19 protein-coding genes are annotated in these 22,385 nt (G+C 72.9%); 14 read left to right on the forward strand and 5 right to left on the reverse strand.

Annotated features, from left to right (window positions below; genetic code table 11):
- Window positions 1-210 precede the first annotated feature (210 nt).
- The gene (locus ACFZA0_RS19365) at window positions 211-3,228 is read left to right on the forward strand and encodes an NACHT domain-containing protein (RefSeq protein WP_391018108.1); all 3,018 of its coding nucleotides are present in this window, start codon (window positions 211-213) and stop codon (window positions 3,226-3,228) included.
- Between the two features lie 128 nt (window positions 3,229-3,356).
- Here the strand turns inward: ACFZA0_RS19365 and ACFZA0_RS19370 are convergent, their stop codons facing one another.
- Window positions 3,357-4,559, reverse strand: a complete 1,203-nt coding sequence (locus ACFZA0_RS19370) for an alanine racemase (protein ID WP_391018111.1) — start codon at window positions 4,557-4,559, stop codon at window positions 3,357-3,359.
- 382 nt (window positions 4,560-4,941) lie between these two features.
- Between ACFZA0_RS19370 and ACFZA0_RS19375 the strand changes: the two genes are divergently transcribed.
- Both ACFZA0_RS19375 and mycP read left to right on the forward strand, forming a co-directional pair.
- Window positions 4,942-6,273, forward strand: a complete 1,332-nt coding sequence (locus ACFZA0_RS19375; protein ID WP_391018114.1) for a hypothetical protein — start codon at window positions 4,942-4,944, stop codon at window positions 6,271-6,273.
- 2 nt (window positions 6,274-6,275) lie between these two features.
- A complete protein-coding gene (gene mycP, locus ACFZA0_RS19380; protein WP_391018117.1) occupies window positions 6,276-7,463 on the forward strand; it encodes a type VII secretion-associated serine protease mycosin in 1,188 nt (395 codons plus the stop codon).
- A 40-nt stretch (window positions 7,464-7,503) separates the two neighbouring features.
- Here the strand turns inward: mycP and ACFZA0_RS19385 are convergent, their stop codons facing one another.
- Window positions 7,504-8,493 carry a serine hydrolase gene (locus ACFZA0_RS19385; protein WP_391018120.1) on the reverse strand — a complete coding sequence of 330 codons (990 nt, stop codon included), beginning with the start codon at window positions 8,491-8,493 and terminating at the stop codon, window positions 7,504-7,506.
- 150 nt (window positions 8,494-8,643) lie between these two features.
- Between ACFZA0_RS19385 and ACFZA0_RS19390 the strand changes: the two genes are divergently transcribed.
- Window positions 8,644-9,384 carry an SseB family protein gene (locus tag ACFZA0_RS19390; RefSeq protein WP_391018122.1) on the forward strand — a complete coding sequence of 247 codons (741 nt, stop codon included), beginning with the start codon at window positions 8,644-8,646 and terminating at the stop codon, window positions 9,382-9,384.
- A 45-nt stretch (window positions 9,385-9,429) separates the two neighbouring features.
- Here ACFZA0_RS19390 and ACFZA0_RS19395 read toward each other — a convergent pair whose 3' ends face one another.
- Window positions 9,430-9,789, reverse strand: a complete 360-nt coding sequence (locus tag ACFZA0_RS19395) for a DUF1844 domain-containing protein (RefSeq protein ID WP_391018125.1) — start codon at window positions 9,787-9,789, stop codon at window positions 9,430-9,432.
- Window positions 9,790-10,191: 402 nt separating this feature from the next.
- On the opposite strand from ACFZA0_RS19395, the gene infC reads away from it, so the two are divergent.
- The 10 genes from infC (at window position 10,192) to ACFZA0_RS19445 (ending at window position 20,836) form a co-directional block, all read left to right on the forward strand.
- A complete protein-coding gene (gene infC, locus ACFZA0_RS19400) occupies window positions 10,192-10,908 on the forward strand; it encodes a translation initiation factor IF-3 (protein WP_391018128.1) in 717 nt (238 codons plus the stop codon).
- A 154-nt stretch (window positions 10,909-11,062) separates the two neighbouring features.
- Window positions 11,063-11,257 (forward strand): 50S ribosomal protein L35, encoded by a 195-nt coding sequence (gene rpmI, locus ACFZA0_RS19405; RefSeq protein ID WP_003947156.1) that lies wholly within the window; start codon window positions 11,063-11,065, stop codon window positions 11,255-11,257.
- Between the two features lie 95 nt (window positions 11,258-11,352).
- Window positions 11,353-11,739 carry a 50S ribosomal protein L20 gene (rplT, locus tag ACFZA0_RS19410; protein WP_114037952.1) on the forward strand — a complete coding sequence of 129 codons (387 nt, stop codon included), beginning with the start codon at window positions 11,353-11,355 and terminating at the stop codon, window positions 11,737-11,739.
- A 145-nt stretch (window positions 11,740-11,884) separates the two neighbouring features.
- Entirely contained in the window at window positions 11,885-12,718 is an 834-nt protein-coding gene (locus tag ACFZA0_RS19415; RefSeq protein ID WP_391018131.1) for a TrmH family RNA methyltransferase, read from the forward strand.
- A 126-nt stretch (window positions 12,719-12,844) separates the two neighbouring features.
- Window positions 12,845-13,972 carry an ATP-binding protein gene (locus ACFZA0_RS19420; RefSeq protein WP_391018134.1) on the forward strand — a complete coding sequence of 376 codons (1,128 nt, stop codon included), beginning with the start codon at window positions 12,845-12,847 and terminating at the stop codon, window positions 13,970-13,972.
- Between the two features lie 165 nt (window positions 13,973-14,137).
- Window positions 14,138-15,265, forward strand: a complete 1,128-nt coding sequence (gene pheS, locus ACFZA0_RS19425; protein WP_391018137.1) for a phenylalanine--tRNA ligase subunit alpha — start codon at window positions 14,138-14,140, stop codon at window positions 15,263-15,265.
- Window positions 15,265-17,775 carry a phenylalanine--tRNA ligase subunit beta gene (gene pheT, locus ACFZA0_RS19430; protein ID WP_391018140.1) on the forward strand — a complete coding sequence of 837 codons (2,511 nt, stop codon included), beginning with the start codon at window positions 15,265-15,267 and terminating at the stop codon, window positions 17,773-17,775. The genes pheS and pheT overlap by 1 nt, the downstream gene beginning before the upstream one ends.
- A gap of 220 nt (window positions 17,776-17,995) precedes the next feature.
- Window positions 17,996-18,427 carry a hypothetical protein gene (locus ACFZA0_RS19435; protein WP_391018143.1) on the forward strand — a complete coding sequence of 144 codons (432 nt, stop codon included), beginning with the start codon at window positions 17,996-17,998 and terminating at the stop codon, window positions 18,425-18,427.
- A gap of 361 nt (window positions 18,428-18,788) precedes the next feature.
- Window positions 18,789-20,129: a transcriptional regulator gene (locus tag ACFZA0_RS19440; protein ID WP_391018146.1), complete on the forward strand. Its 1,341-nt coding sequence runs from the start codon at window positions 18,789-18,791 to the stop codon at window positions 20,127-20,129.
- 146 nt (window positions 20,130-20,275) lie between these two features.
- On the forward strand, window positions 20,276-20,836 hold the full coding sequence (locus ACFZA0_RS19445; protein ID WP_391018149.1) for an NUDIX domain-containing protein: 561 nt from the start codon (window positions 20,276-20,278) through the stop codon (window positions 20,834-20,836).
- 25 nt (window positions 20,837-20,861) lie between these two features.
- Here the strand turns inward: ACFZA0_RS19445 and ACFZA0_RS19450 are convergent, their stop codons facing one another.
- Both ACFZA0_RS19450 and ACFZA0_RS19455 read right to left on the reverse strand, forming a co-directional pair.
- Window positions 20,862-21,119 carry a hypothetical protein gene (locus ACFZA0_RS19450; RefSeq protein WP_391018152.1) on the reverse strand — a complete coding sequence of 86 codons (258 nt, stop codon included), beginning with the start codon at window positions 21,117-21,119 and terminating at the stop codon, window positions 20,862-20,864.
- 221 nt (window positions 21,120-21,340) lie between these two features.
- Window positions 21,341-22,201 (reverse strand): 3-hydroxybutyryl-CoA dehydrogenase, encoded by an 861-nt coding sequence (locus ACFZA0_RS19455; RefSeq protein WP_391018154.1) that lies wholly within the window; start codon window positions 22,199-22,201, stop codon window positions 21,341-21,343.
- Window positions 22,202-22,385: the final 184 nt, after the last annotated feature.

The following is a 22,385-nucleotide window of genomic DNA, read 5'->3' on the forward strand; positions in this document are numbered from 1 at the left end:
ACGCCTCGGTTCCCGGCGCTGTCCGTCCCGTCCGGGCGTCACCGGGGCAGCGGGGTGCCCGCACGACCGGGCCGGAGCCGGCTGCGGGGCGCGCCGACGAAGCCACACCGGGTCGGGGAACCCGGTGTGCGGCACGGCTCGGATCCCTATTCTGGAGGGACGCTCGACGACGCGGGGGTCGGCCCTGCGGTGTGGATGCCCGGGGGACTCATGGATCCGGTCAGTGTCGGCACCACCGCAAGAATCGCGTCCTCGGTGGCGCGGCCCATCATCGCTCGTCTCTTCGTCAAGGAGGGGCGTGGAGCGGGACTCGTCGAGGAGCCGGTGCGGGTCTCCCGGCTGGTGGGGCTGCACGGTGAGAAGCGTCGGCTGAGCCAACTGGACCTGTGGAAGATCGCGCGGGAACTCGTCCAGACCGCGGTCAAGGCGAACCCGTACGAACCACCGCTTTCCTCGGCCGAGTTGGAGCCCCTGTCGGTCGCCCTCGCATCGACCCTCGGCGCCCTGGGCGAGCTGGACATGGACGACGTGCAGGCGGTGCGGCTGGGCCACCGGGAACTCGCACGCCGATTGGCCGCGGCGCATCCCGGTGCCACTCGCGACCTCTCTGCCGACGCGACGTACCTGCACGACAGTCTGCTCGACCTCAGCTGCCTGCACATCCTGCATTTCTTCACCCAACGGTCGACCTTTGTCGCGCACGCGCAGGTGGCCCAGACCCGCATGCTCGACGAGACACTTCGCCTTCTGGACGCGGTGGTGGAGCGCATTCCACGGCCGGGGAGCGCCGACGAGGAGTTCGAGAGGAGGTACCTGGCTCATCTGGAGCACAAGTACGGAAAGGTCAACATCTTCGGCCTCGACCTGAGCAGTCCCGATCAGGCACGGTGGCCGCTGGACACCGCGTACCTCAGTCTCGAACTGACCGCGCAGCGGCGCGGAATCCCCGCGTCGGCCAACCGGTACCGGGTCGAGGACGCGCTTTCCGACTGCAGCCGCGCCATGCTGCGCGGTGCGGCCGGTTCGGGCAAGACCACGCTGCTTCAGTGGCTGGCGGTCTCCGCCGCGCAGAACTCGCTTCCCGAAGAACTGGCCGCCCTGCGCGGGCGCGTGCCCTTCATGCTGCCCCTGCGCGCCGTGGAGGCAGCGCCTCCGGCTCCCGAGAGGTTCCTGGGAGCCGTAGGCAACGCGCTGCACGGGCTTCAGCCCGAAAGGTGGGCCGACCGCGTGCTCAGCAGCGGCCGCGGCATGGTGCTCATCGACGGGGTCGACGAGGTGTCCGAGAGCGAACGCCCAGTTGTGCGGCGGTGGTTGCTCGATCTGGTGGACCTTTATCCGCGAACCTTCTTCCTGGTCACCTCCCGACCGTCGGCAGTGGGCGCGCACTGGCTGACCGATGTCGACTTCACCGAGTTCAATCTTCTTCCCATGAACCGCAGCGACGTCGACCGGTTCGTGCACCGGTGGCACGACGCCGTGTCCACGACGACGGTCGAACCCGAGGAGAAGCGGGCACTGGAGGGCTTCCGGGACACTCTTCGTGGCACGTTGCGGCAGAAGCAGGACCTGTACCGACTGGCGACCAATCCACTGATGTGCGCGCTCATTTGCGCACTGCACCGTGATCGCCTCACTCATCTTCCCGAGCGCCGCATGGAGTTGTACGCCGCAGCACTCAACATGCTGCTGGTACGGCGGGACAAGGAGCGGGCGATTTCCGTGCCCGAGGGACTCGCTCCCACGGAAGAAGCGCAGGTACAGCTTCTTCAGCGGATCGCGTACTGGCTGATCCGTAACGGAAGGTCCGAGGCCGCACAGGCCACGGCGGTCCGCATCATCCGCGAGAAGCTTCCGAGCATGCCGCAGATGGCGCAGCCCGAGCGGGCGGAAGATGTCTTTCAGTACCTGCTGCTGCGCAGCGGCCTGCTGAGGGAGCCGTCGGTCGGCACAGTGGACTTCATCCACCGCACCTTCCAGGACTATCTCGGTGCGAAGGCGGCCGTCGAGGACGAGGACCTGGACCTGCTGGCGGAGTCGGGGAGGGACGACCAGTGGGAAGACGTGATCGGGCTCGCGGTGGGGCATGCCCGTGATCGTGAACGAGGGCAACTCCTGCAGAAATTGGTTGAGTTGGGTGACCGGACGAGCAACCCGAAGCTGCGTCGCCGCTACCACCTCCTCGCGGCGGTGGCCCTTGAACACGCCACGACCTTGGACCCGGCCATCCGCGCGGCAGTCACGTTCCGGGCGACGGAGCTCATTCCCCCCGAGACCGCCGGTGACGCGGAACACCTGGCCATGGCGGGGGACATTGTCCTCAGTCTCCTCCCCGGCCCGGAGCAGCTCTCCCCACGCCAGGCCCGTGCGACGGTGATGACGATCGCACGGATCGGTGGTGAGGCCGCTCTGGAGCAACTCGCCCGCTTCAGGCAGGTTCCCGAACGCGAGGTACGACAGGAGATCGCGGATTCCTGGCCCTACTTCGACGCGAGATCGTTCGCGCAGGTGATCTTCTCGGGGTTGCCCATGGATGACCTGACGCTCAGCGTCGCGAGCCCCGAACAGGCTGCCTGCCTGGGCACACTGCGAAGGATCCCCCAGCTCTCCCTCAAGGGGCAGTTGCTGACCGACGACGTCGTCGCCACGGTGGCGTCGTTGAACGTGCACGCTCTGTCGATCACGCCGTCGAGTGCGGTGTCGGTCACCCTGCCCTCCCTTGCGCGACTCGACGACCTGCGCCGGCTCACCGTCAAGTCCTGCGACGCCCTGGCGGACCTGTCCCCGCTCGCCGAGGCCGGAGCCGAGGAACTCGACCTGCACCGGTTGCCGCACGGGGCGGATCTGGGCTTCCTCGCCGGGGCTGCGCGCCTCAGGACGCTGCGCGTCTCCTCGGCCTACACGGTGGGCATCCCCGCCACCGCGCTTCCTCAGGTCACGACGCTCCACATGGACGCGGTCCTCACTCCCGGGGGACTGCCGGATCTCACGGGTGCCTTTCCCTCGTTGACCGAACTGACCCTGCGTCTCACGTGCCAGAGGTACCAGATGCCCGTCGACGTGACTCCACTGCGGCACGCCTGCAAGCTCGGCACCGAACTGATTCTCGTCGGGGCGGGGAAGATCCACGGCCTGGATGCCGTCGGGGACCGGGTCACCGTCCGCCGAGAGGGACGGCGGGTGGAAGAGCACCGCTCAGGGCACGGCATTTTCCGCCGCTTCCGAAGCTGAAGCGTGTTCCTGGAACACGTTCGTACGGCAGGAGGGCAAGGGCAGACGTCGCCCGGCAGGCCGAACATGTGCGACACGCCCCGGGCCGTCGTGCGCCGGGCACCCTTCGCGGCCCGGCGCGGGCGCCGTCAGAGGAAGGTCTGTCCCTCGCCCCGGTAGGTCGGTACCGTCGACGTCACCGACTCGCCCTCCACCAGGTGGAGTTCGTCGAAGCGTTCGCACAGTTCGCCCGCCTTCGCGTGGCGGAACCAGACCTTGTCGCCGATCAGCAGGTCGTCGGCCGGGGGGCCGAGCAGCGGGGTCTGCACCTCGCCCGGACCCTCCTGGCCGTCGTAGCGCAGGCCCTCCGGGAGGTACGGCACCGGGAGGCGGTCGGGGCCGGGGGCGCCCGAGGCCGGGTAGCCGCCGCCCAGGACCGTCACGACGCCGACGCCGGGGCGGCGGACCACGGGCTGCGCGAACAGGGCCGCCGGACGGCCCGTGAACGACGTGTAGTTGTCGAACAGGCGCGGTACGTAGAGGCCCGAGCCGGCCGCGATCTCGGTGACCGCGTCCTCCGCCGCCGTGAACTGCACGCTGCCCGTACCGCCGCCGTTGACGAACTCCAGGCCGGGGGCGACCGCCCGCACCGCCCGTACCGCCTCCGCGCGGCGTTCCGCGAGTTCGCGGCGCGCCTTCGCCTGCATCAGGCGGACCGCGCGTGAGCGCAGCGGCCGGCCGGCGATCGAGTCGCCGACACCCGCGATGTGGCCCTCGTACGCCATGATCCCGACCAGCTCGAAGCCCGGCCGGCGGGTCACCGCCCGTGCCACGTCCGCAAGTCGGGCGGGGGAGTGCAGCGGGGAGCGCAGCGCGCCGACCCGCACCCGGCCGCCCAGCATGCGCAGCGACGTGTCCAACTCCAGGCACACCCGCACGACTTCGCGCCCGCCGTCGCGGGCGGCGTCGATCAGGTCGAGCTGCGCCGGGTCGTCGACCATCACGGTCACGGCGGCGGCGAGCTTGGGGTCGGACGCCAGTTCCGCGAAGCCCGTGCGGTCCGCCGACGGGTAGGCCAGCAGGATGTCGTCGAAGCCCGAACGGGCCAGCCACAGGGACTCGGCCAGGGTGAACGACATGATGCCGGCGAAGCCGTCGCGTGCCAGGACCCGTTCGAGCAGGGCGCGGCAGCGCACGGACTTGCTGGCGACCCGGACCGGCTTGCCCCCGGCGCGGCGGACGATGTCGTCCGCGTTGGCGTCGAAGGCTTCGAGGTCCACGATGGCGACAGGGGCGTCGAGGTGGGCGGTGGCCCGGTCGTAACGGGCCCTGTCGGTGGCGCGCGCAGTCATGTACGCAGCCTGCCAGACGGGATTACCGCAGGGTAGGGGGACGTTCCGGGCAGATCCCCCGGCGTCGCGCACTGATGCCCGTCCCGCGGGGGGCAACCCGTAAAGTGACGCGAACGCACGGCGGTCTCCCGCGCCCGTTTCCCGCACCGGGGCACGGGATGACGGCACGTCCGCGCGGGTATGCGTGCCGGGTGCGGACGACTCCGCGCCGGGCGCCTGCCACGACACGGCGGCCCCCACCACGCGTGGGCCGGGGCCCGTACCAGGAAACGGGGGGTGCATGAGCACGGACGCGCGGCGCACCCCCGTCCCCCCGCGTCCGGCGGCGCCGCCTCCCGTGCCGCCCCGCCGGCCCCCCGGGCGGACCGGGGCCGGGGACGCCGTGGACGCGCGCCGCGACGGCGACGAGCGGGACGGCACGAACGCCGCCGCACCCGCCGCCTCCGCCCCCACCACGCCTGCCGCCAACACCCCCGCAGGGCACGGCACTTCGGAGCGGTACCCGTTCTCCCGGGGCGAGGCCCGGGACGCCGACGGCCGCGCCCGCGGCGGTCCTGCCCCCGGCGGCGCCCCGGCCGCGCACCGCACCGGTGGTTTCCGCTCCCTCACGCCCGAGGGCGCCGACCACATGACCCCGCCCCCGCCGCCCGCCTCCGCCCGCTTCCCCGACGCCAGGCCGGCCCCCGGCGGCGACGCCACCGCCCCGGCCGCCCGGCCGGGTCCCGCGTCCCGCGCGGAGAGCCCCGCCGAGACGACGACCCGGCTGCGCCGCGTGCCCGCCCCGCCGGCGCGCCCGCCCGCCCCGGCCCCGTACGAGACGCCGGCCGAGACCACCACCCGGCTGCGCCGCGTCCCCGGGTACGACGACGGACACGTCCACGGAAGCCGTCCCGCCGCACCGCCCGTGGGGCCGCCCCCCGCACCGCCCGCCGCCGGGCAGCCCTCCCGGGGGCTCGGCGAGCGGCTGCGCACCCGTACCGCCGCGGCCGTCGCCTGCCTCGTGCTCGGGCTCGGCCTCATCGGCGGCGCCGCGACCGGGAGCCTGCTCGCCGGGGGGCCGGACGGGCAGGACGCCGGCGACACCTACGCCGCCGCGGCCGAGCTCTGGCACAGCGTCCCCGTCGACCGGCTGTTCCCGCCCACCGTGGCGGGGCGCGGCGCCGGACCCGGCGGGGCCGACCGCACCTGGACCCGCGTCGCCGTCGCCCCCGACAGCGGCTGCGCGGGCGCCTTCGACCCGCTGCTGCGCAAGGCGCTCGCCCCCGTCGGCTGCCGACGGCTGCTGCGCGCCACCTACACGGACGCCACCCAGAGCTATGTCACCACCGTCGGGCTGCTGTTCACCGAGGCCGACGCGAAGGGCATGACCGCGCTGCGCACCCGGTTCACGGACGGCGGCCTGGACCGGCGTGCCGACCTGATGCCCCGTCCCTTCGCCGCTCGCGGCACCGCGGCGGCCGGATTCGGCACCGCGCAGCGGGCCTCGTGGACGGTGTCCGTCCTCACCGACGCCCCCGTGGTCCTGTACGCGGTGTCCGGCTGGGCCGACGGCCGCACCGTCGATCCGCCCCAGCCCGCCGCCGACGCGGTGCGCGCCGGGGCCACCACCGCCGTCGCCCAGGCCGGCCTCGGCTTCGAGGCGCAGGGGCTGGCCGACCGCGTCGGACGCGCGCTGCGCGCCCGGATCGCCACGGACCGGGAGAAGACCTCGTGAGGATGCGCAGGAGCCGTGCCCGCCTCGCGCTGCTCGCCGCCCTGCTCGCCGGGGGCGTCGCGCTCGTGCCGCCGACCGGCGCGTACGCGGACGGCATCCGCGCCCAGCAGTGGGCACTGGACGCCATGCACACGCAGGAGGCCTGGCGCACGACCCAGGGCAGGGGCGTCACGGTGGCCGTGCTGGACACGGGTGTCGAGGACGACCACCCCGATCTGGCGGGCAACGTCCTGCCGGGCAAGGACATGGTCGGGTTCGGGGCCTCGCGCGGCGACCGGTCGTGGGCCCGGCACGGCACCGCCATGGCCGGCATCATCGCCGGTCACGGACACGGTCCCGGCGACGCGGACGGCGTCGTCGGCATCGCGCCCCAGGCTCGTGTCCTGCCGGTGCGGGTGATCCTTGAGGACAGCGACCCGGCCCGCTCCAGGGCCCGCAAGAACCGGGGCAACGCCCTTGCGGACGGCATCCGTTGGGCCGCCGACCACGGCGCGGACGTCATCAACCTGTCGCTCGGCGACGACTCGTCCTCCGCGCACCCGGAACCCGCCGAGGACGAGGCCGTCCAGTACGCGCTGAAGAAGGGCGTGGTCGTCGTCGCCTCGGCGGGCAACGACGGCGAGGAGGGCGACCACATCTCCTACCCGGCGGCCTACCCCGGCGTCATCGTCGCGACCGCCGTCGACCGCTACGGCACCCGGGCGTCGTTCTCCACACGGCGCTGGTACGCCACGGTCAGCGCACCCGGGGACGACGTCGTCATCGCGGACCCGGACCACAAGTACTACGAGGGCTGGGGCACGAGCGCGGCCGCCGCCTTCGTCTCGGGCGCGGTCGCGCTCGTGGAGTCCGCGCATCCGGGGCTGACCCCGGCGCAGATCAAGACGATCCTGGAGGACACCGCCCGCAACGCGCCCGTCGGCGGCCACGACGACTCGCGCGGGTTCGGCTTCGTGGACCCGGCGGCGGCGATCGAGGCCGCCGGGAAGATCGCCCCCGAGGGGCTCAAGTCGGCCGCGTACGGCGGGAGTTACTTCGGCTCGGGGCCCGACGTCCCGAAGCCGGCCGACGACTCGACGGGCTGGGCCGGACCGCTCGCGGGCAGCGTGGGCGGGGTACTGCTCGTCGTCGCGTTCGTGCTGTGGCGCGGCCGTCGGGCCGGGCGGGCGGCCCCGCCGTCCGCGTTCTGACCGCCGGGCTACGGCGCGGACCGGGGAGCGGGCAACCGGCTCAGGTGCCGGAGGGGTCCGCCGACGCGGAGGCCGAGGCGGACGCGGAGCCGCCGGTGAACGCCGAGACCGCCGCCTTGGCGGCGGCCTCGACCAGGGTCTCGCCGTCGAGCTGCGTCTCGTTGCCGTTGGACAGCGTGACCACCAGGTAGTCGTGACCGCCGGCCGTCACGCGCCCGATGCTGTTGATGTCCCACAGCTCCGTGGTGCTGCGCTGGAGCCAGCCGTTCTTGAGCGCCCAGGCCGAACCGTCGGCGGCGGAGGAGACACCCCACTGCTGGCCGGCGGATATCGACTTCATCAGGCCCTGGAGATACGACCGCGAGGCGTCCGTCAGCTTCGAGTCGTCCCCGAACACCTGCTGGAGCAGGGTCAGTTGGTCCGCCGCCGTGGTCTGGGTCAGGCCCCACAGCATGCCGTCGCCGCCCTGCGTGGAGGTCAGCCCGAAGCGCTTGTTGGCGGCCGCCAGCCCGTCGGCCTTGCCGATGATCCGCCACAGCGCCGACGCCGAGTCGTTGTCGCTGTTCTCGATCATGTCGGTCGCGTACGTCTTCTCCTGGGCGGTCAGCGCCCGGCCGTCGTCCTGCGCCTGGAGCAGCAGCGTCGCCAGGATGTCGACCTTGACGATGCTCGCCGTGTCGAAGGTGCCCGTGCCGTAGGTCGCGCTCGCGCCCGCGTCGAGGTCGAGGACCGAGACCGACAGGGAGGCCCCGCTCGGCACGCTCACCGAACCCAGGGCCTTGGAGAGTTCCGCGTCGTGGTCGACGGACGGCTGTGCCACCGGTTCCACGGAGGCCTCCTCGCTCGCCGAACCGTTCGACGTCGTGGCCGACGATACGGCCGCGGTGCGCGGGTGGTGGTCCTGCGCCTTCACGTACGCGGTGCCCGCGACCGTGCCGCCCACCACGACGACGGTGGCGACGGCCGTGTAGGCCAGTGAGCGGCGCCGGGGCTGTGCCCGGCCGGATCGATGGGCTCGGTGGGACTCCATGGTGGCGATGCTCCGTCAGCCGACTGTGTGGGCCGTTAGACGAAAGTTAGTTCTTTGTCAGGAGCACGTGAGAAATTTGTTAAGAACGTCACCCAAGCGTTTCCGGGGGCGCACAACCGCAGCAGTATCCCGCCGATAGGGTCGGGGACCGTGGCGAACAAGAACATTCCCGACCCGGGCTTCTCCGACGACGACGGTTCCGCCGATCCCCGGCTCGACGCGGCCCTCGCGGCGTGGGCCGCGGACCGCACCGCCGTCCCGGCCGTGCTGGCCGCCCTGCGCGAGGCCCGGCTGCTGGTGCCCGTCGTCGCCGTCCTCGGCGAGGTCGAGGAGGACGAGAACGGGCTGCGCCGCGAGAAGACCAGCGACATGGCGGTGCCGACGCTGAAGGCGGGCGGCCGGGTCGCGCTGCCGGCCTTCACGTCGACCGCCTCGCTGGCCCGCTGGGACCCCGCGGCCCGGCCGGTCGCCGTGCCGCTGCAGCAGGCGTTGCAGGCCGCGGTGCACGAGCGGGCCGACACGATCGTCCTCGACCTGGCCGGACCGGTGCCCTACGAGCTGACCGGCGCCGCGCTGCGCGCCCTCGCCGAGGGCCGCACGAGCGCCGACCCGCTGGCCGACCCCGCGGTGCGCGCGGCGGTCCGTACCGCCGTGGCCGCCGAACCGGCGGTGCTGCGCGCCCACCTCGGGCCGGGGGAGGCCGACGGGACCCTCGCGCTGGTGCTGGCGGAGTCCGCCGCCCCCGCCGAGACCGCGCGGGCGGTGGCCGGACGGCTCGCCGCCGACGAGACCCTGCGGGCCCGCCTGGTGCGCGGCCTCGACCTGGCGCTGCTGCCGCCCGGCACGACACCGCCGGGCGAGGCGCTGTACGTACGGGGAGCCGACGCGTAGCGGAGGGGGGCCGGTGCCGGCCGGTGCGCCGGCCGCGGAGCGGTGTCAGCCGTAGACGGGGCCCGTGTACTTCTCGCCCGGCCCCTGGCCCGGCTCGTCCGGGACCAGCGACGCCTCGCGGAAGGCGAGCTGCAGCGACTTCAGGCCGTCCCGCAGCGGGGCCGCGTGGAACGAGCTGATCTCCGTCGCGCTCGCGTCGAGCAGACCGCCGAGGGAGTGGATCAGCTTGCGGGCCTCGTCGAGGTCCTTGTACTTGTCGCCCTCCTCGGTCAGCCCGAGCTTGACGGCGGCGGCGCTCATGAGGTTGACCGCGACCGTCACGATCACCTCGACCGCCGGCACCTCGGCGATGTCGCGGGTCATGGCGTCGAAGTCGGGGGAGTCCGCGGGGGTGGTGTCACTCATGCTGCACACGATAGGCGCAGCGCCCCCGGGCCCCGCCCGCCGCCCGGTCGCCCACCGCCGCCCGCCGGGTTCCCGGGCTCCGGCGGGTTCGCGCCACCCCCGGGGAGCTGCTAGCCTGGTGTATCGACCGGTCGGACACGCATGTCCCACGACACGCGGGCCCGGCCCACAAGTGGAGGCTCCGAACTCCCACCTGATCGCCCTCGCGGGCGGCAGGTCACCGGTCAGGCGGTCCCGTCCTCCGAGGCGAGACCGGCCCGAATGTGCGCCCCGCGGTCACCGCGGCGGTGCTCCGGTATTACGAGGAGCCCCGCCTGTGATCGTTCGGGGCATTTTTTGTTCTCCTGGGCGGTTAGGTCTCACACGTTATAGAGACGTAACGCGGCTGTCCGCCAGACCGCCGTGTGGTGCTACCGAGGAGGATCCATCAGCGCCGAGCCCCGCATCAACGACCGGATTCGCGTTCCCGAAGTGCGACTTGTCGGTCCTAGCGGCGAGCAGGTCGGGATTGTTCCGCTTGCCAAGGCCCTTGAGCTTGCTCAGGAGTACGACCTCGACCTGGTCGAGGTGGCGGCGAACGCCCGCCCGCCCGTCTGCAAGCTCATGGACTACGGGAAGTTCAAGTACGAGTCGGCCATGAAGGCCCGTGAGGCGCGCAAGAACCAGGCGCACACGGTCATCAAGGAGATGAAGCTCCGGCCGAAGATCGACCCGCACGACTATGACACCAAGAAGGGTCACGTCGTCCGGTTCCTCAAGCAGGGCGACAAGGTCAAGATCACGATCATGTTCCGTGGTCGCGAGCAGTCCCGGCCGGAGCTCGGCTACCGACTGCTGCAGCGTCTCGCGGAGGACGTCGCGGACCTCGGTTTCGTCGAGTCGAACCCGAAGCAGGACGGCCGGAACATGATCATGGTTCTCGGTCCGCACAAGAAGAAGACCGAGGCCATGGCCGAGGCGCGCGAGGCCCAGGCGGCCCGCAAGGCCGAGGCGAAGGCCAACCCCGGCCGCTCGCAGAACGCGGCCGACGGTGAGATCCCCGAGGACGAGATCGTCGACGACGAGACCTCCGAGGACGAGATCGCCGAGGCTCCCTCCGAGGCTCGCGCCGACGCCTGACCCAGGGCGAACGCCCCGGGGAGACCGGGGCGGGAGCCAGCGGGGGCCCGGGGCAAGCCAGTCCCAGGACACCCCATCCACAACCCATGACGTTCCACCGTGCCCGGTCCGACGGCCGGGCACCGGAACGCCACCGACGAGGAGATACGGCGCTATGCCGAAGAACAAGTCGCACAGCGGTGCCAGCAAGCGCTTCAAGATCACCGGCTCCGGCAAGGTGCTCCGCGAGCGCGCCGGCAAGCGCCACCTGCTCGAGCACAAGTCGTCCCGTCTGACGCGGCGCCTCACCGGCAACGCCGAGATGGCCCCGGGCGACGCCAAGAAGATCAAGAAGCTTCTCGGCAAGTGACGCGGCGGCGCCCTCGCGCCGAGCGTCAGGACCGGGACCCAATCGATTTCGGGCCGTGTGAGTCCAACCACGGCCCCGCTACAAGGAGTTAACAAGTGGCACGCGTCAAGCGGGCAGTCAACGCCCACAAGAAGCGCCGGGCGATCCTCGAGGCGGCCTCCGGCTACCGCGGTCAGCGGTCGCGCCTGTACCGCAAGGCCAAGGAGCAGGTCACCCACTCCCTGGTCTACAACTACAACGACCGCAAGAAGCGCAAGGGCGACTTCCGTCAGCTGTGGATCCAGCGCATCAACGCCGCTGCCCGCCAGAACGGCATGACGTACAACCGCCTCATCCAGGGTCTGAAGGCCGCCAACATCGAGGTGGACCGCAAGATCCTCGCCGAGCTGGCCGTCAACGACGCCAACGCGTTCGCCGCGCTGGTCGAGGTCGCCCAGAAGGCCCTGCCCTCGGACGTGAACGCGCCGAAGGCCGCTGCCTGAGCCACGCCGCCGAGCCGGACGTGACCGCGGACCCGCAAGTCGCCGGGCGACTTGCGGGTCCGTCTGTGTCCGCGCCCGGACACGGACGGACCCGGCGCCGTCCGCGACCAGCACCGCCCGCCCCTCCCGCCCCGAAGGTGAGTTCATGGCCGCCGCCCCCGAGACGATCTCCCCCAAGTCGCCCCGCGTGACCGCCGCACGACGGCTCGCCCGGCGCAACTTCCGGAGCAAGGAGCGGCTGTTCCTGGCCGAGGGGCCGCAGGCCGTGCGGGAGGCCGCCGCGCACCCCGACACCCTCGTCGAGCTGTTCACCACCCCCGACGCCGCCGACCGGTACGCCGACATCGTCGGCGAGGCCCGCGACGCCGGCGCCCGGGTGCACCTCGCCGGTGAGGACGTGGTCGCCGACATCTCCACCACCGTCACGCCGCAGGGCCTGGTCGGCGTGTGCCGCTTCGTCGACACCCCCTTCGACGAGGTCCTCGCCGCCCGCCCGCGGCTCGTCGCCGTACTGGCCAACGTCCGCGACCCCGGCAACGCCGGCACCGTGCTGCGGTGCGCCGACGCCGCCGGCGCCGACGCCGTCGTCCTCACCGACGCCTCCGTCGACCTCTACAACCCCAAGGCCGTGCGGGCCTCCGTCGGCTCGCTCTTCCACCTGCCCGTCGCCGTCGGCGTCCCCGTGGAGCAGGCCGTCGCCGGACTCAGGGGCGCCGGGGTGCGGGTCCTCGCCGCCGACGGGGCCGGCGAGCACGACCTCGACGCCGAACTCGACCACGGCACCATGGGCACCCCCACCGCCTGGGTCTTCGGGAACGAGGCCTGGGGCCTGCCCGAGGAGACCCGCGCCCTCGCCGACGCCGTCGTCCGCGTCCCCCTGCACGGCCGCGCCGAGAGCCTCAACCTGGCGACCGCCGCGGCCGTCTGCCTCTACGCCTCGGCCCGCGCGCAGCGCGCCCCCGGCGGCTGCCGCGCCTGACGCCCGGCCCCGCCCGGCACCCCCGCACCCCGTGCCTCCCCGGTGACTGGTCGTCAGCCGTCCGTCACTAGTAGGGTGACGCACTCGGGACCCACTGCGCCGTCCGAGAGGTGGGGATACGGGGACATGTCGGTCCGCACCAGCAGGGCACCGGGAGCGAGCACCGCCGCCGGCACCACCCCCTTCGGCCTGGCCGGGCTCGACGTCGACCCGGACGTCCTGCCCGACGGTCTCGTCGTCGCCGACGAGCACGCCCGCGTGATCTGCTTCAACTCCGCGGCCGAACGCATCACCGCCACCCGCGCCGAGGACGCCCTCGGCCGGCCGCTGGAACTGGCGCTGCCGCTGGAGGACCTGGAGGGCCGCCGCTGGTGGCAGCTCACCGACCCCTACGGCGGCCTCGCCATCCGCAACGGCCAGCCCGAGCGCAACCTGCTCCTGCCCCGGGGCCGCGAGATCCTCGTCACCGCGCGCTACGTGCGCACCGAACCGCGGGGCCCCGTCCGCCGGGTCGTGGTGTGCCTGCGCGACACGGAGGCCCGGCGCCGCACCGAGCGCAGCCACGCCGAACTCATCGCGACCGTCGCGCACGAACTGCGTTCCCCGCTGACCTCCGTCAAGGGCTTCACCGCGACGCTGCTCGCCAAGTGGGAACGCTTCACCGACGACCAGAAGCGGCTGATGCTGGAGACCGTCGACGCCGACGCCGACCGGGTCACGCGGCTGATCGCCGAACTGCTCGACATCTCCCGCATCGACTCCGGCCGCCTGGAGGTCCGCCGCCAGCCCGTCGACCTCGGCGCCGCCGTCTCCCGGCACATCCAGGCGCACGTCGCGGCCGGCCGCCCCGCCGACCGGTTCCTGCTGCGCATCGAACAGCCGCTGCCCGACCTGTGGGCCGACCCCGACAAGATCGACCAGGTGCTCGGCAACCTGCTGGAAAACGCGGTGCGGCACGGCGAGGGAACCGTCACCATTGACGTCAAGCCCGCCGCGTCCCCCCGCGAACAGGAGGACGCCGGCACGTCGATCACCGTGAGCGACGAGGGCACCGGCATCCCGGAGGAGTCCATGAACCGCGTCTTCACCCGCTTCTGGCGGGGCAGCAAGCGCGGCGGCACCGGCCTCGGGCTCTACATCGTCAAGGGCATCGTCGAGGCGCACGGCGGCACCATCACGGTCGGCCGGGCCCCCGGCGGAGGCGCCCAGTTCCGATTTACCCTGCCCGTGGGGACCCCGGCCCACCTGCTCTGAGGCCGCCGAGGACCCACGGGCGCGTCCGCGACCCCCAGCCCCGTTAGACTCGGCCTTTGGCACCTTTGCGTCCCGAGGGCGGAGACGGTTCGTCCACGAAACGGACGAGTCGCCCACGAGTCGGTGACGGGACCGCCAGCCAGCCAACCGGAAGCACGGGAAGAGATGTCGGCACCGAACAAGTCGTACGACCCAGTCGAGGTCGAGGCGTTGAAACCGGAAGAGATCGAGCGCATGCGCGACGAGGCGCTCGCCGCCTTCGCCGCCGCGGACTCCCTCGACGCCCTCCACGAGACGAAGGTCGCCCACACCGGCCCGGCCTCGCCGCTGTCCCTCGCCAACCGCGAGATCGGCGCGCTGCCCCCGCAGGCCAAGGCCGAGGCGGGCAAGCGGGTCGGGCAGGCCCGCGGCGCCGTGAACAAGGCGCTCGCCGCCCGGCAGACGGAACTGGAGGCGGAGCGCGACGCACGCGTGCTCGTCGAGGAGGCCGTCGACGTCACGCTGCCCTACGACCGCGTGCCCGCCGGCGCCCGGCACCCCCTGACCACGTTCATGGAGCGGGTCGCCGACGTCTTCGTGTCCATGGGGTACGAGGTCGCCGAGGGCCCCGAGGTCGAGGCGGAGTGGTTCAACTTCGACGCCCTCAACTTCACCCCGGACCACCCGGCCCGGCAGATGCAGGACACCTTCTTCGTCCGGGGCCCCGAGGGCACCGACGGCGACGAGTCCGGTGTCGTGCTGCGCACCCACACCTCCCCGGTGCAGGCCCGCGCCCTGCTGGACCGCGAGCCGCCCGTCTACATCGTGTGCCCGGGTCGCGTCTACCGCACCGACGAGCTGGACGCCACGCACACCCCCGTCTTCCACCAGATCGAGCTGCTCGCCGTCGACGAGGGCCTCACCATGGCCGACCTCAAGGGCACCCTCGACCACATGGTCCGCTCGCTGTTCGGCGCGGACATGAAGACCCGGCTGCGCCCCAACTACTTCCCCTTCACCGAGCCGTCCGCCGAGATGGACATGCTCTGCTACGTCTGCAAGGGCGAGTCCGTCGGCAACCCGGACCGGCCCTGCCGCACCTGCTCCAGCGAGGGCTGGATCGAGCTCGGCGGCTGCGGCATGGTCAACCCGCGGGTGCTCACCGCCTGCGGCGTGGACCCGGAGAAGTACAGCGGCTTCGCGTTCGGCTTCGGCATCGAGCGGATGCTGATGTTCCGCCACAACGTCGAGGACATGCGAGACATGGTCGAGGGCGACGTCCGGTTCACCCGGCCGTTCGGGATGGAGATCTGATGCGGGTCCCGCTTTCGTGGCTGCGGGAGTACGTCGATCTCCCCGCCACCCAGACCGGACGCGACGTCCAGGCCAGGCTGATCTCGGTCGGCCTGGAGGTCGAGACCGTCGAACAGCTCGGCGCCGACCTCAAGGGGCCGCTCGTCGTCGGCCAGGTGCTGACCATCGAGGAGCTGGAGGGCTTCAAGAAGCCCATCCGCTTCTGCACCGTCGACGTCGGCCGGGCCAACGGCACCGGTGAGCCGCAGGAGATCGTCTGCGGCGCCCGTAACTTCGCGGTCGGCGACAAGGTCGTCGTGGTGCTGCCCGGCGCCGTCCTGCCCGGCGGCTTCGCGATCGCCGCGCGCAAGACGTACGGCAAGGTCTCCCACGGCATGATCTGCTCCAGCGACGAGCTGGGCATGGGCGACGACGGCACCAAGGGCATCATCGTCCTGCCGCCCGAGCACGAGACCGGCACCGACGCGATCGAGCTGCTCCAGCTCGTCGACGAGGTCCTCGACATCGCGGTCACGCCCGACCGCGGCTACTGCCTGTCGCTGCGCGGCGTCGCCCGCGAGACCGCGATCGCCTACGGCCTGCCGCTGAGCGACCCGGCCCTCATCGACGTGCCCGCGCCGAACGCCTTCGGCCAGGCCGTCGAGGTCGCCGACCCGCGCGGCTGCGACCGCTTCACCGCCCGTACGGTGACCGGTCTGCGCCCCGAGGCCCGCACCCCGATCTGGCTGCGCCGCCGGCTCCAGAAGGCCGGCATGCGTCCGGTCTCCCTCGCCGTGGACATCACCAACTACGTGATGCTCGAACTGGGCCAGCCCCTGCACGCCTACGACCGCACCCGCGTCCGGGGCGCGATCGGCGTGCGCCGCGCCGAGGCCGGCGAGAAGCTCGTCACCCTCGACGGCGTGGAGCGCACCCTCGACGCCGGTGACCTCGTCATCACCGACGACCGCGGGCCGATCGGTCTCGCCGGTGTCATGGGCGGCGCCAACACGGAGATCGCCGACGAGAACGACGGCGAGGTGACCACCGAGGTGGTCATCGAGGCCGCGCACTTCGACGCGCTGTCCGTGGGCCGCACGGCCCGCCGTCACAAGCTGGCCTCCGAGGCCTCCCGCCGCTTCGAGCGGGGCGTCGACCCGCAGGCCGCGGCCGCCGCCGCGCAGCGCGTCGTCGACCTGCTGGTCCTGCTGGCGGGCGGCACCGCCGAGGCGGGCGTCACCGAGGTCGCGGCCCCGCACGCGCCGCGCACCATCCTGATCCCCGCCGACCACCCCGACCGCGTCGCCGGTGTCGCCTACGGCCGCGAGACCGTCGTACGCCGCCTCCAGCAGGTCGGCTGCGACGTCTACGGACAGGACGACCTGACCGTCACGGTCCCGTCCTGGCGGCCCGACCTCACCGACCCGAACGACCTCGCCGAAGAGGTCATCCGCCTGGAGGGCTACGAGAACCTGCCCTCCACGCTGCCCAAGCCCCCCGCGGGCCGCGGCCTGACCGACCGGCAGCGCCTGCACCGCCGGGTCGGCCGGGTCCTCGCGGGCGCCGGGTACGTCGAGGCGCCGAACTACCCGTTCATCGGCGAGCAGGTCCTCGACACCTTCGGCCTGGCCGCCGACGACCCGAACCGCCGCCTCGTGCGCCTCGTCAACCCGCTCTCCGACGAGGAGCCCGCCCTCCGTACGACGCTGCTGCCGGGCCTGCTCGGCGCGCTGCGCCGCAACGACGGACGCGGCTCGCACGACCTGGCGCTGTTCGAGACCGGCCTCGTCTTCCACGCCCGCGAGGAACTGCGCGTCGCCGGGCGGCTGCCCGTCGACCGCCGTCCCACGGACGAGGAGATCGCCGCCCTGACGGCCACCCTGCCCGAGCAGCCCCGCCACGCCGCGGTCGTCCTCACGGGCGCCCGCGAGCAGGCCGGCTGGTGGGGCAAGGGCCGCCCGGCCGGCTGGGCCGACGCCGTCGAGGCGGCCCGCCTGATCGCGCACGAGGCCGGCGCCGAACTCACCGTGCGCGCGGGCCAGTACGGCCCGTGGCACCCCGGCCGCTGCGCCGAACTCGCGGTCACCGTCGAGGGCACCGAGCGGATCGTCGGGTACGCCGGCGAACTGCACCCGCGTGTCCTCAAGGCCCTGGGCCTGCCCGCGCGCACCTGCGCCGCGGAGCTGGACCTGGACCTGGTCGAGGCGGCGGGCACGGGCGTCGTGAAGGGCCCGCGCATCTCGACCTTCCCGGTCGCCACGCAGGACGTCGCGCTGGTCGTCGACAGCGGAGTCCCGCACGCGGACGTCGAGGCGGCGCTGCGCGAGGGCGCCGGTGAACTCCTCGAAGCGGTGAGGCTGTTCGACGTCTACGAGAGCGAACAGCTCGGCGCCGGACGGAAGTCGCTGGCCTACGCGCTGCGCTTCCGTGCCGCCGACCGCACGCTCACCGTCGACGAGGCCTCCGCGGCCCGCGACGCGGCCGTCGCCCTGGCGGCGGAGCGCACCGGAGCGGTACTGCGCGGAGCGTGAGCACGGCGGGCCGGCCCGACAGGGGCCGGCCCGCACCGAGGGGCGTGCCCGGGACTTTCCGGGTGCGCCCCTCGGAGGTTCAACTCGCCTGTTGCACAGGGGAATCGGACGCGGAGGACGTAGTGGGCGACTGGTGGGGGCAGCTCGACGAGGACAGCCGCCGCGCGGTGGACGCGAACGTGCTGCGCGGCGCGACAGGCGGCTGCCGGCGGTCAAGGTCGTGCTGGACGCCCTGCGCCCGCGGGGGCTGCGCCTGCCGGAGGCGCAGGAGGTGGTCGAGGCCCGCTGCCGCGCGCTCGGCGACCGGGTGCGGCGCACCCCGCCCGATCCTCTCGACGTCGCCACGCTGGTGGCGACCGCCGCGTCGTTCCCGGGCCGGGTGGCCGCGGTCGAGGCGGTGTGGGACGGCGACACCGTGCACGACTGGTTCGTGACGCTGATCGCGGTCCTGGACGACCCGGAGGGTGAGGGAAACCTCGCGACTGTCCTCCGGAGGAACGCCGTCGGCGGCCCGGCGGCTGTCGCGGCGGCGGCCGGACAGGCCCTCGCCGACCGTCTCGGGGTGCCGTTCCACTTCGCCTCACCGGACGTCCCCGACGACGAGGCGCCCCGGTGGCGGACCTCCCGGGGGCTGCCCGGGAGCGCCAGGTAGGGAGCCTCGGGGGCAACTCCCTTGCCCGGCGCGGCTCTCGGGCGCATCGCCGTACGTGGCACCGGGGCTGCACGCGTGTGCCGCGTGCCGGCGATGCGCCCGCTCCCGCGGGAAGACCCTGAACCGTCCGCCCCGCCGCGGAACGTCCGGCAGACGGCCGGGCGGACGGTGCGGAGTCGGGCCGTCGCACTGACGAGGGGGGAGCCGACGGCCCGGCCGGGCTCCTGCGAGGTGCCCCAGTCAACCGGCCCCGCCCGCCCGGCGACAGCGCACGCGGGCCCCGGATGCGCGTACTCCGTTCACACCCCGTGCGAAGGCGTGCGCACTACGCTGTCCCCACCGAGTCACCGGGGGGCAAACCGTGCAGCCCAACACCCTTCTCGACGCCATGCTGGACGAGGCCGGGATCTCCCACGCGGGGCTGGCGGCCCACGTCAACCAGGCGGGCCGGGCGCGCGGTCTCGCGCTGCGCTACGAACACACCGCCGTGGCACGGTGGTTGAAGGGCCAGCGGCCGCGCGGCCAGGTGCCCGACCTGATCTGCGAGGTGCTCGCCGCCCGCCTGCGGCGGCCCGTGACGCTCGACGACATCGGGTTCGGCATGCCGGGCGAACCGGCGGCCCCGCACTCCACCTCGCTGTCCGGCTTCGTCGAGCGGGCCACCGCCCTGTGGCGCTCCGACGAGTTGCAGCGCCCCCACGTCCTCGGCGCCCCGGCCGTCACCGGTACGCCCGCCGTGATGCCGGTGTGGGAGTGGGAGAACCCGCCCGAGGACGTCGACGTCTCGCGCGGCGGCCGGCACCCGGTCACCGCCGCCGACATCCAGATGCTGCGCGCCGCCCGCTCCCACTACGAGCAGATGTACCGCAAGGCCGGCGGCGTCGCGACGCGCAACCGCATCGTCGGCTTCCTCAACGCCGAGGCGGCGCCCCTGCTGCGCGGCAGCTACACCGACGCCACCGGACGCCAACTGCACCGCACCACGGGCGGGTTGCTGGCCGTCGCCGGCATCTGCGCGTACGACTCCGACGCGCAGGGCCTCGCCCAGCGCTACTTCCACCAGGCGCTGCGGCTCGCTAAGGCGAGCGGGGACCGCGGACTCGGCGCGTACGTCATCGCGCTGCTGGTCAACCAGTCGCTGTTCATGCGCGAGAACCGGCAGGCGGTCGCCTTCGCCGAGGCGGCGCTGCGCGCCGCCGGCCGGCAGATCACCCCGGCCCTCGCCTCCGACCTGTACGCGATGCAGGCCAAGGCGTACGCGCACCTCGGGGACGGCACGAGCGCGCTGTCCTGCATCCGCCGGGCGGAGTCCTCGGCGGAGCACATCCGGCGCGGGCACGAGCCCGACGAGACCGGCTACGTCCAGCCCGGACTGGTCAACGTCCAGGTCGCGGAAGCCCTGTTGAGCCTCGGTGAGCTGTCCGCCGCCGCCGAGCACGCGCGGGCCGCGGTGGACACGCCCGCGCACGACCGGGGCCGGGTGCACCGGCTGGCGATGCTCAGCACGATCGCCCTGCGCCAGGGCAACGCGGACAAGGCGGTGGCCACCGCGGTGCGCATGACGGAGGAGGCGCGCGGAATGGAGTCGCAGCGGCTGCGCGACAGGCTCCGCGAGGTCCGCGAGCAGCTGGTGCGCAGCGGCTGCGCCGGCACGGCCGAGGCGGCCGAACTCATCGACGTGGCCCTGCGCGTCCCGCTGTAGGGGCGCCGCCGCGACATCTTCCGGGGGTACGGGCACCGCGATGCCCGCGCCCCCTTCGGCGCGCCCCGCGCGACCGGGAGTGCCCCCTCCTGTCGCGTCGCCGGGGCTGCGATATTGCCACCAACTCGACGGAAGGTGGCAGAACCGTGCAATGGACGAAACACAACGAACAGACTGTGTACTCAAATCGCTGGTTCAGCGTCAATCTGGCGGACGTCGAACTCCCGGACGGCAGGCACCTGGACCACTTCCTGTTCCGGTTGCGGCCCGTCGCCGTGGCCACGGTGGTGAACGCCGCGAACGAGGTGCTGCTGCTGTGGCGGCACCGGTTCATCACCGACAGCTGGGGCTGGGAACTGGCCGCGGGCGTCGTGGAGGACGGGGAGGACGTCGAACTGGCCGCGGCCCGCGAACTGGAGGAGGAGACCGGCTGGCGCCCCGGCCCGCTCCAGCACCTGATGAGCGTGGAGCCGTGCAACGGCCTCACCGACGCCCGGCACCACATCTACTGGTCGGAGGCCGCCGACTACGTCGGTCACCCCGTGGACGACTTCGAGTCGGACCGCCGTGAGTGGGTCCCGCTCAAGCTCGTCCCGGACATGGTGGCGCGGGGCGAGGTGCCGGCCGCGAACATGGCCGCCGCCCTCCTCCTGCTCCACCACCTGCGGCTCGGGCAGGACAGCGGCACCGTCACCGTCCTGCCCTGACCACGGGCCCCGCACGGCCGGCCGGTCAGTGGCCGAGGCCCTGCCACAGGGTCACCACCAGCGCGCCCAGCGAGGTGAGGGCCGCCACGGCGGGCAGCGGCCAGCGCGTGTGCTCCAGGGCGACGACCCGGACACTCAGGTCGTCGAGATCCTTGGCGGTCTCCTCGGCACGGTGGCCGAGGAGATCGAGCCCGCCCTCGACCCGCGCCTGCGCCACGTCCAGGCGGCGCCGCAGCTCCGCCACCTCCATCGGGACCACGGGCTGCTCGGGATCGGCGCTCATCGGGTCCGCTCCTTTCCGCGGTCATGGCCGGTTCGTCCTTCTCCTGCGCTCTCCTCGATTACGCATCAGAAGTCAACTCGCCTGCGCGGCAAGGAGGGAGAGTGTGCGAAAGGCATATGCGGACCCGTCGCGCACACTCCGTGCGAACGCCGCGGGCCCGGCACCTTCGCGGTGCCGGACCCGTGTGAAAGGCGTCCCGTTCCCCGGAGCGGGGCGGTGCGTCAGCCGTACGTGTAGAAGCCCGAGGCGCTCTTGCGGCCCAGGCGGCCGGCGTCCACCATGCGCTGGAGCAGCGGGGGAGCGGCGTACAGGGGTTCCTTGTACTCCTCGTACATCGAGTAGGCGACCGAGGAGACCGTGTCCAGGCCGATCAGGTCGGCCAGCTTCAGCGGGCCCATCGGGTGGGCGCAGCCCAGCTCCATGCCGTTGTCGATGTCCTCGCGGCTGGCCATGCCCGACTCGAACATCCGGATCGCGGAGAGCAGGTACGGGATCAGCAGGGCGTTCACCACGAAGCCCGAGCGGTCCTGCGCGCGGATCGCGTGCTTGCCGAGCGTCTTCTCGGCGAACAGCTGCGCCCGGCTGAGCGTGCCCTCGGAGGTGGTCAGCGCCGGGATCAGCTCGACGAGCTGCTGCACCGGGGCCGGGTTGAAGAAGTGGATGCCGATGACCTGGTCGGGACGCGACGTGGAGACCGCGAGGCGCACCAGCGGGATGGAGGACGTGTTCGAGGCGAGGATCGCGTCCGGGCGGGACACCACCTGGTCGAGCACCTGGAAGATCTCGGTCTTGACCTGCTCGTTCTCGACGACCGCCTCGATCACCAGGTCGCGGTCGGCGAACTCGCCGAGGTCGGTGGTGAAGCTCAGCCGCGCGAGCGTGGCGTCCTTCTCCTCCTCGGAGATCTTGCCGCGCTCGGCCGCCTTGGCCACCGAGTTGAGCAGCCGGGTGCGGCCGATCTCCAGGGCCTCGCCGGTGGTCTCGGCCACCTTGACGTCCAGTCCGGCACGGGCGCACACCTCGGCGATGCCCGCTCCCATCTGGCCGCAGCCCACCACTCCGACGCGTTCGATGTCGGTCACATCGTCCCTTTCGCTGCTCCACGGCTGTATCGAGCTGTCCCACGGCGGAGGCGGCCGACCGCGGTCCGGCGCCTGCTCCGATCGTGCACGTTACCCTCGCGGGAGCCTTGATCGATCGTCCGGGTGCGGCATGCTGGCCCCCGGCGACGATCCGTGACCGGTCGGATCCATGGCGTGGGAGACG

This window comes from Streptomyces sp. NPDC008150 (assembly GCF_042956945.1).
Lineage (GTDB): Bacteria > Actinomycetota > Actinomycetes > Streptomycetales > Streptomycetaceae > Streptomyces.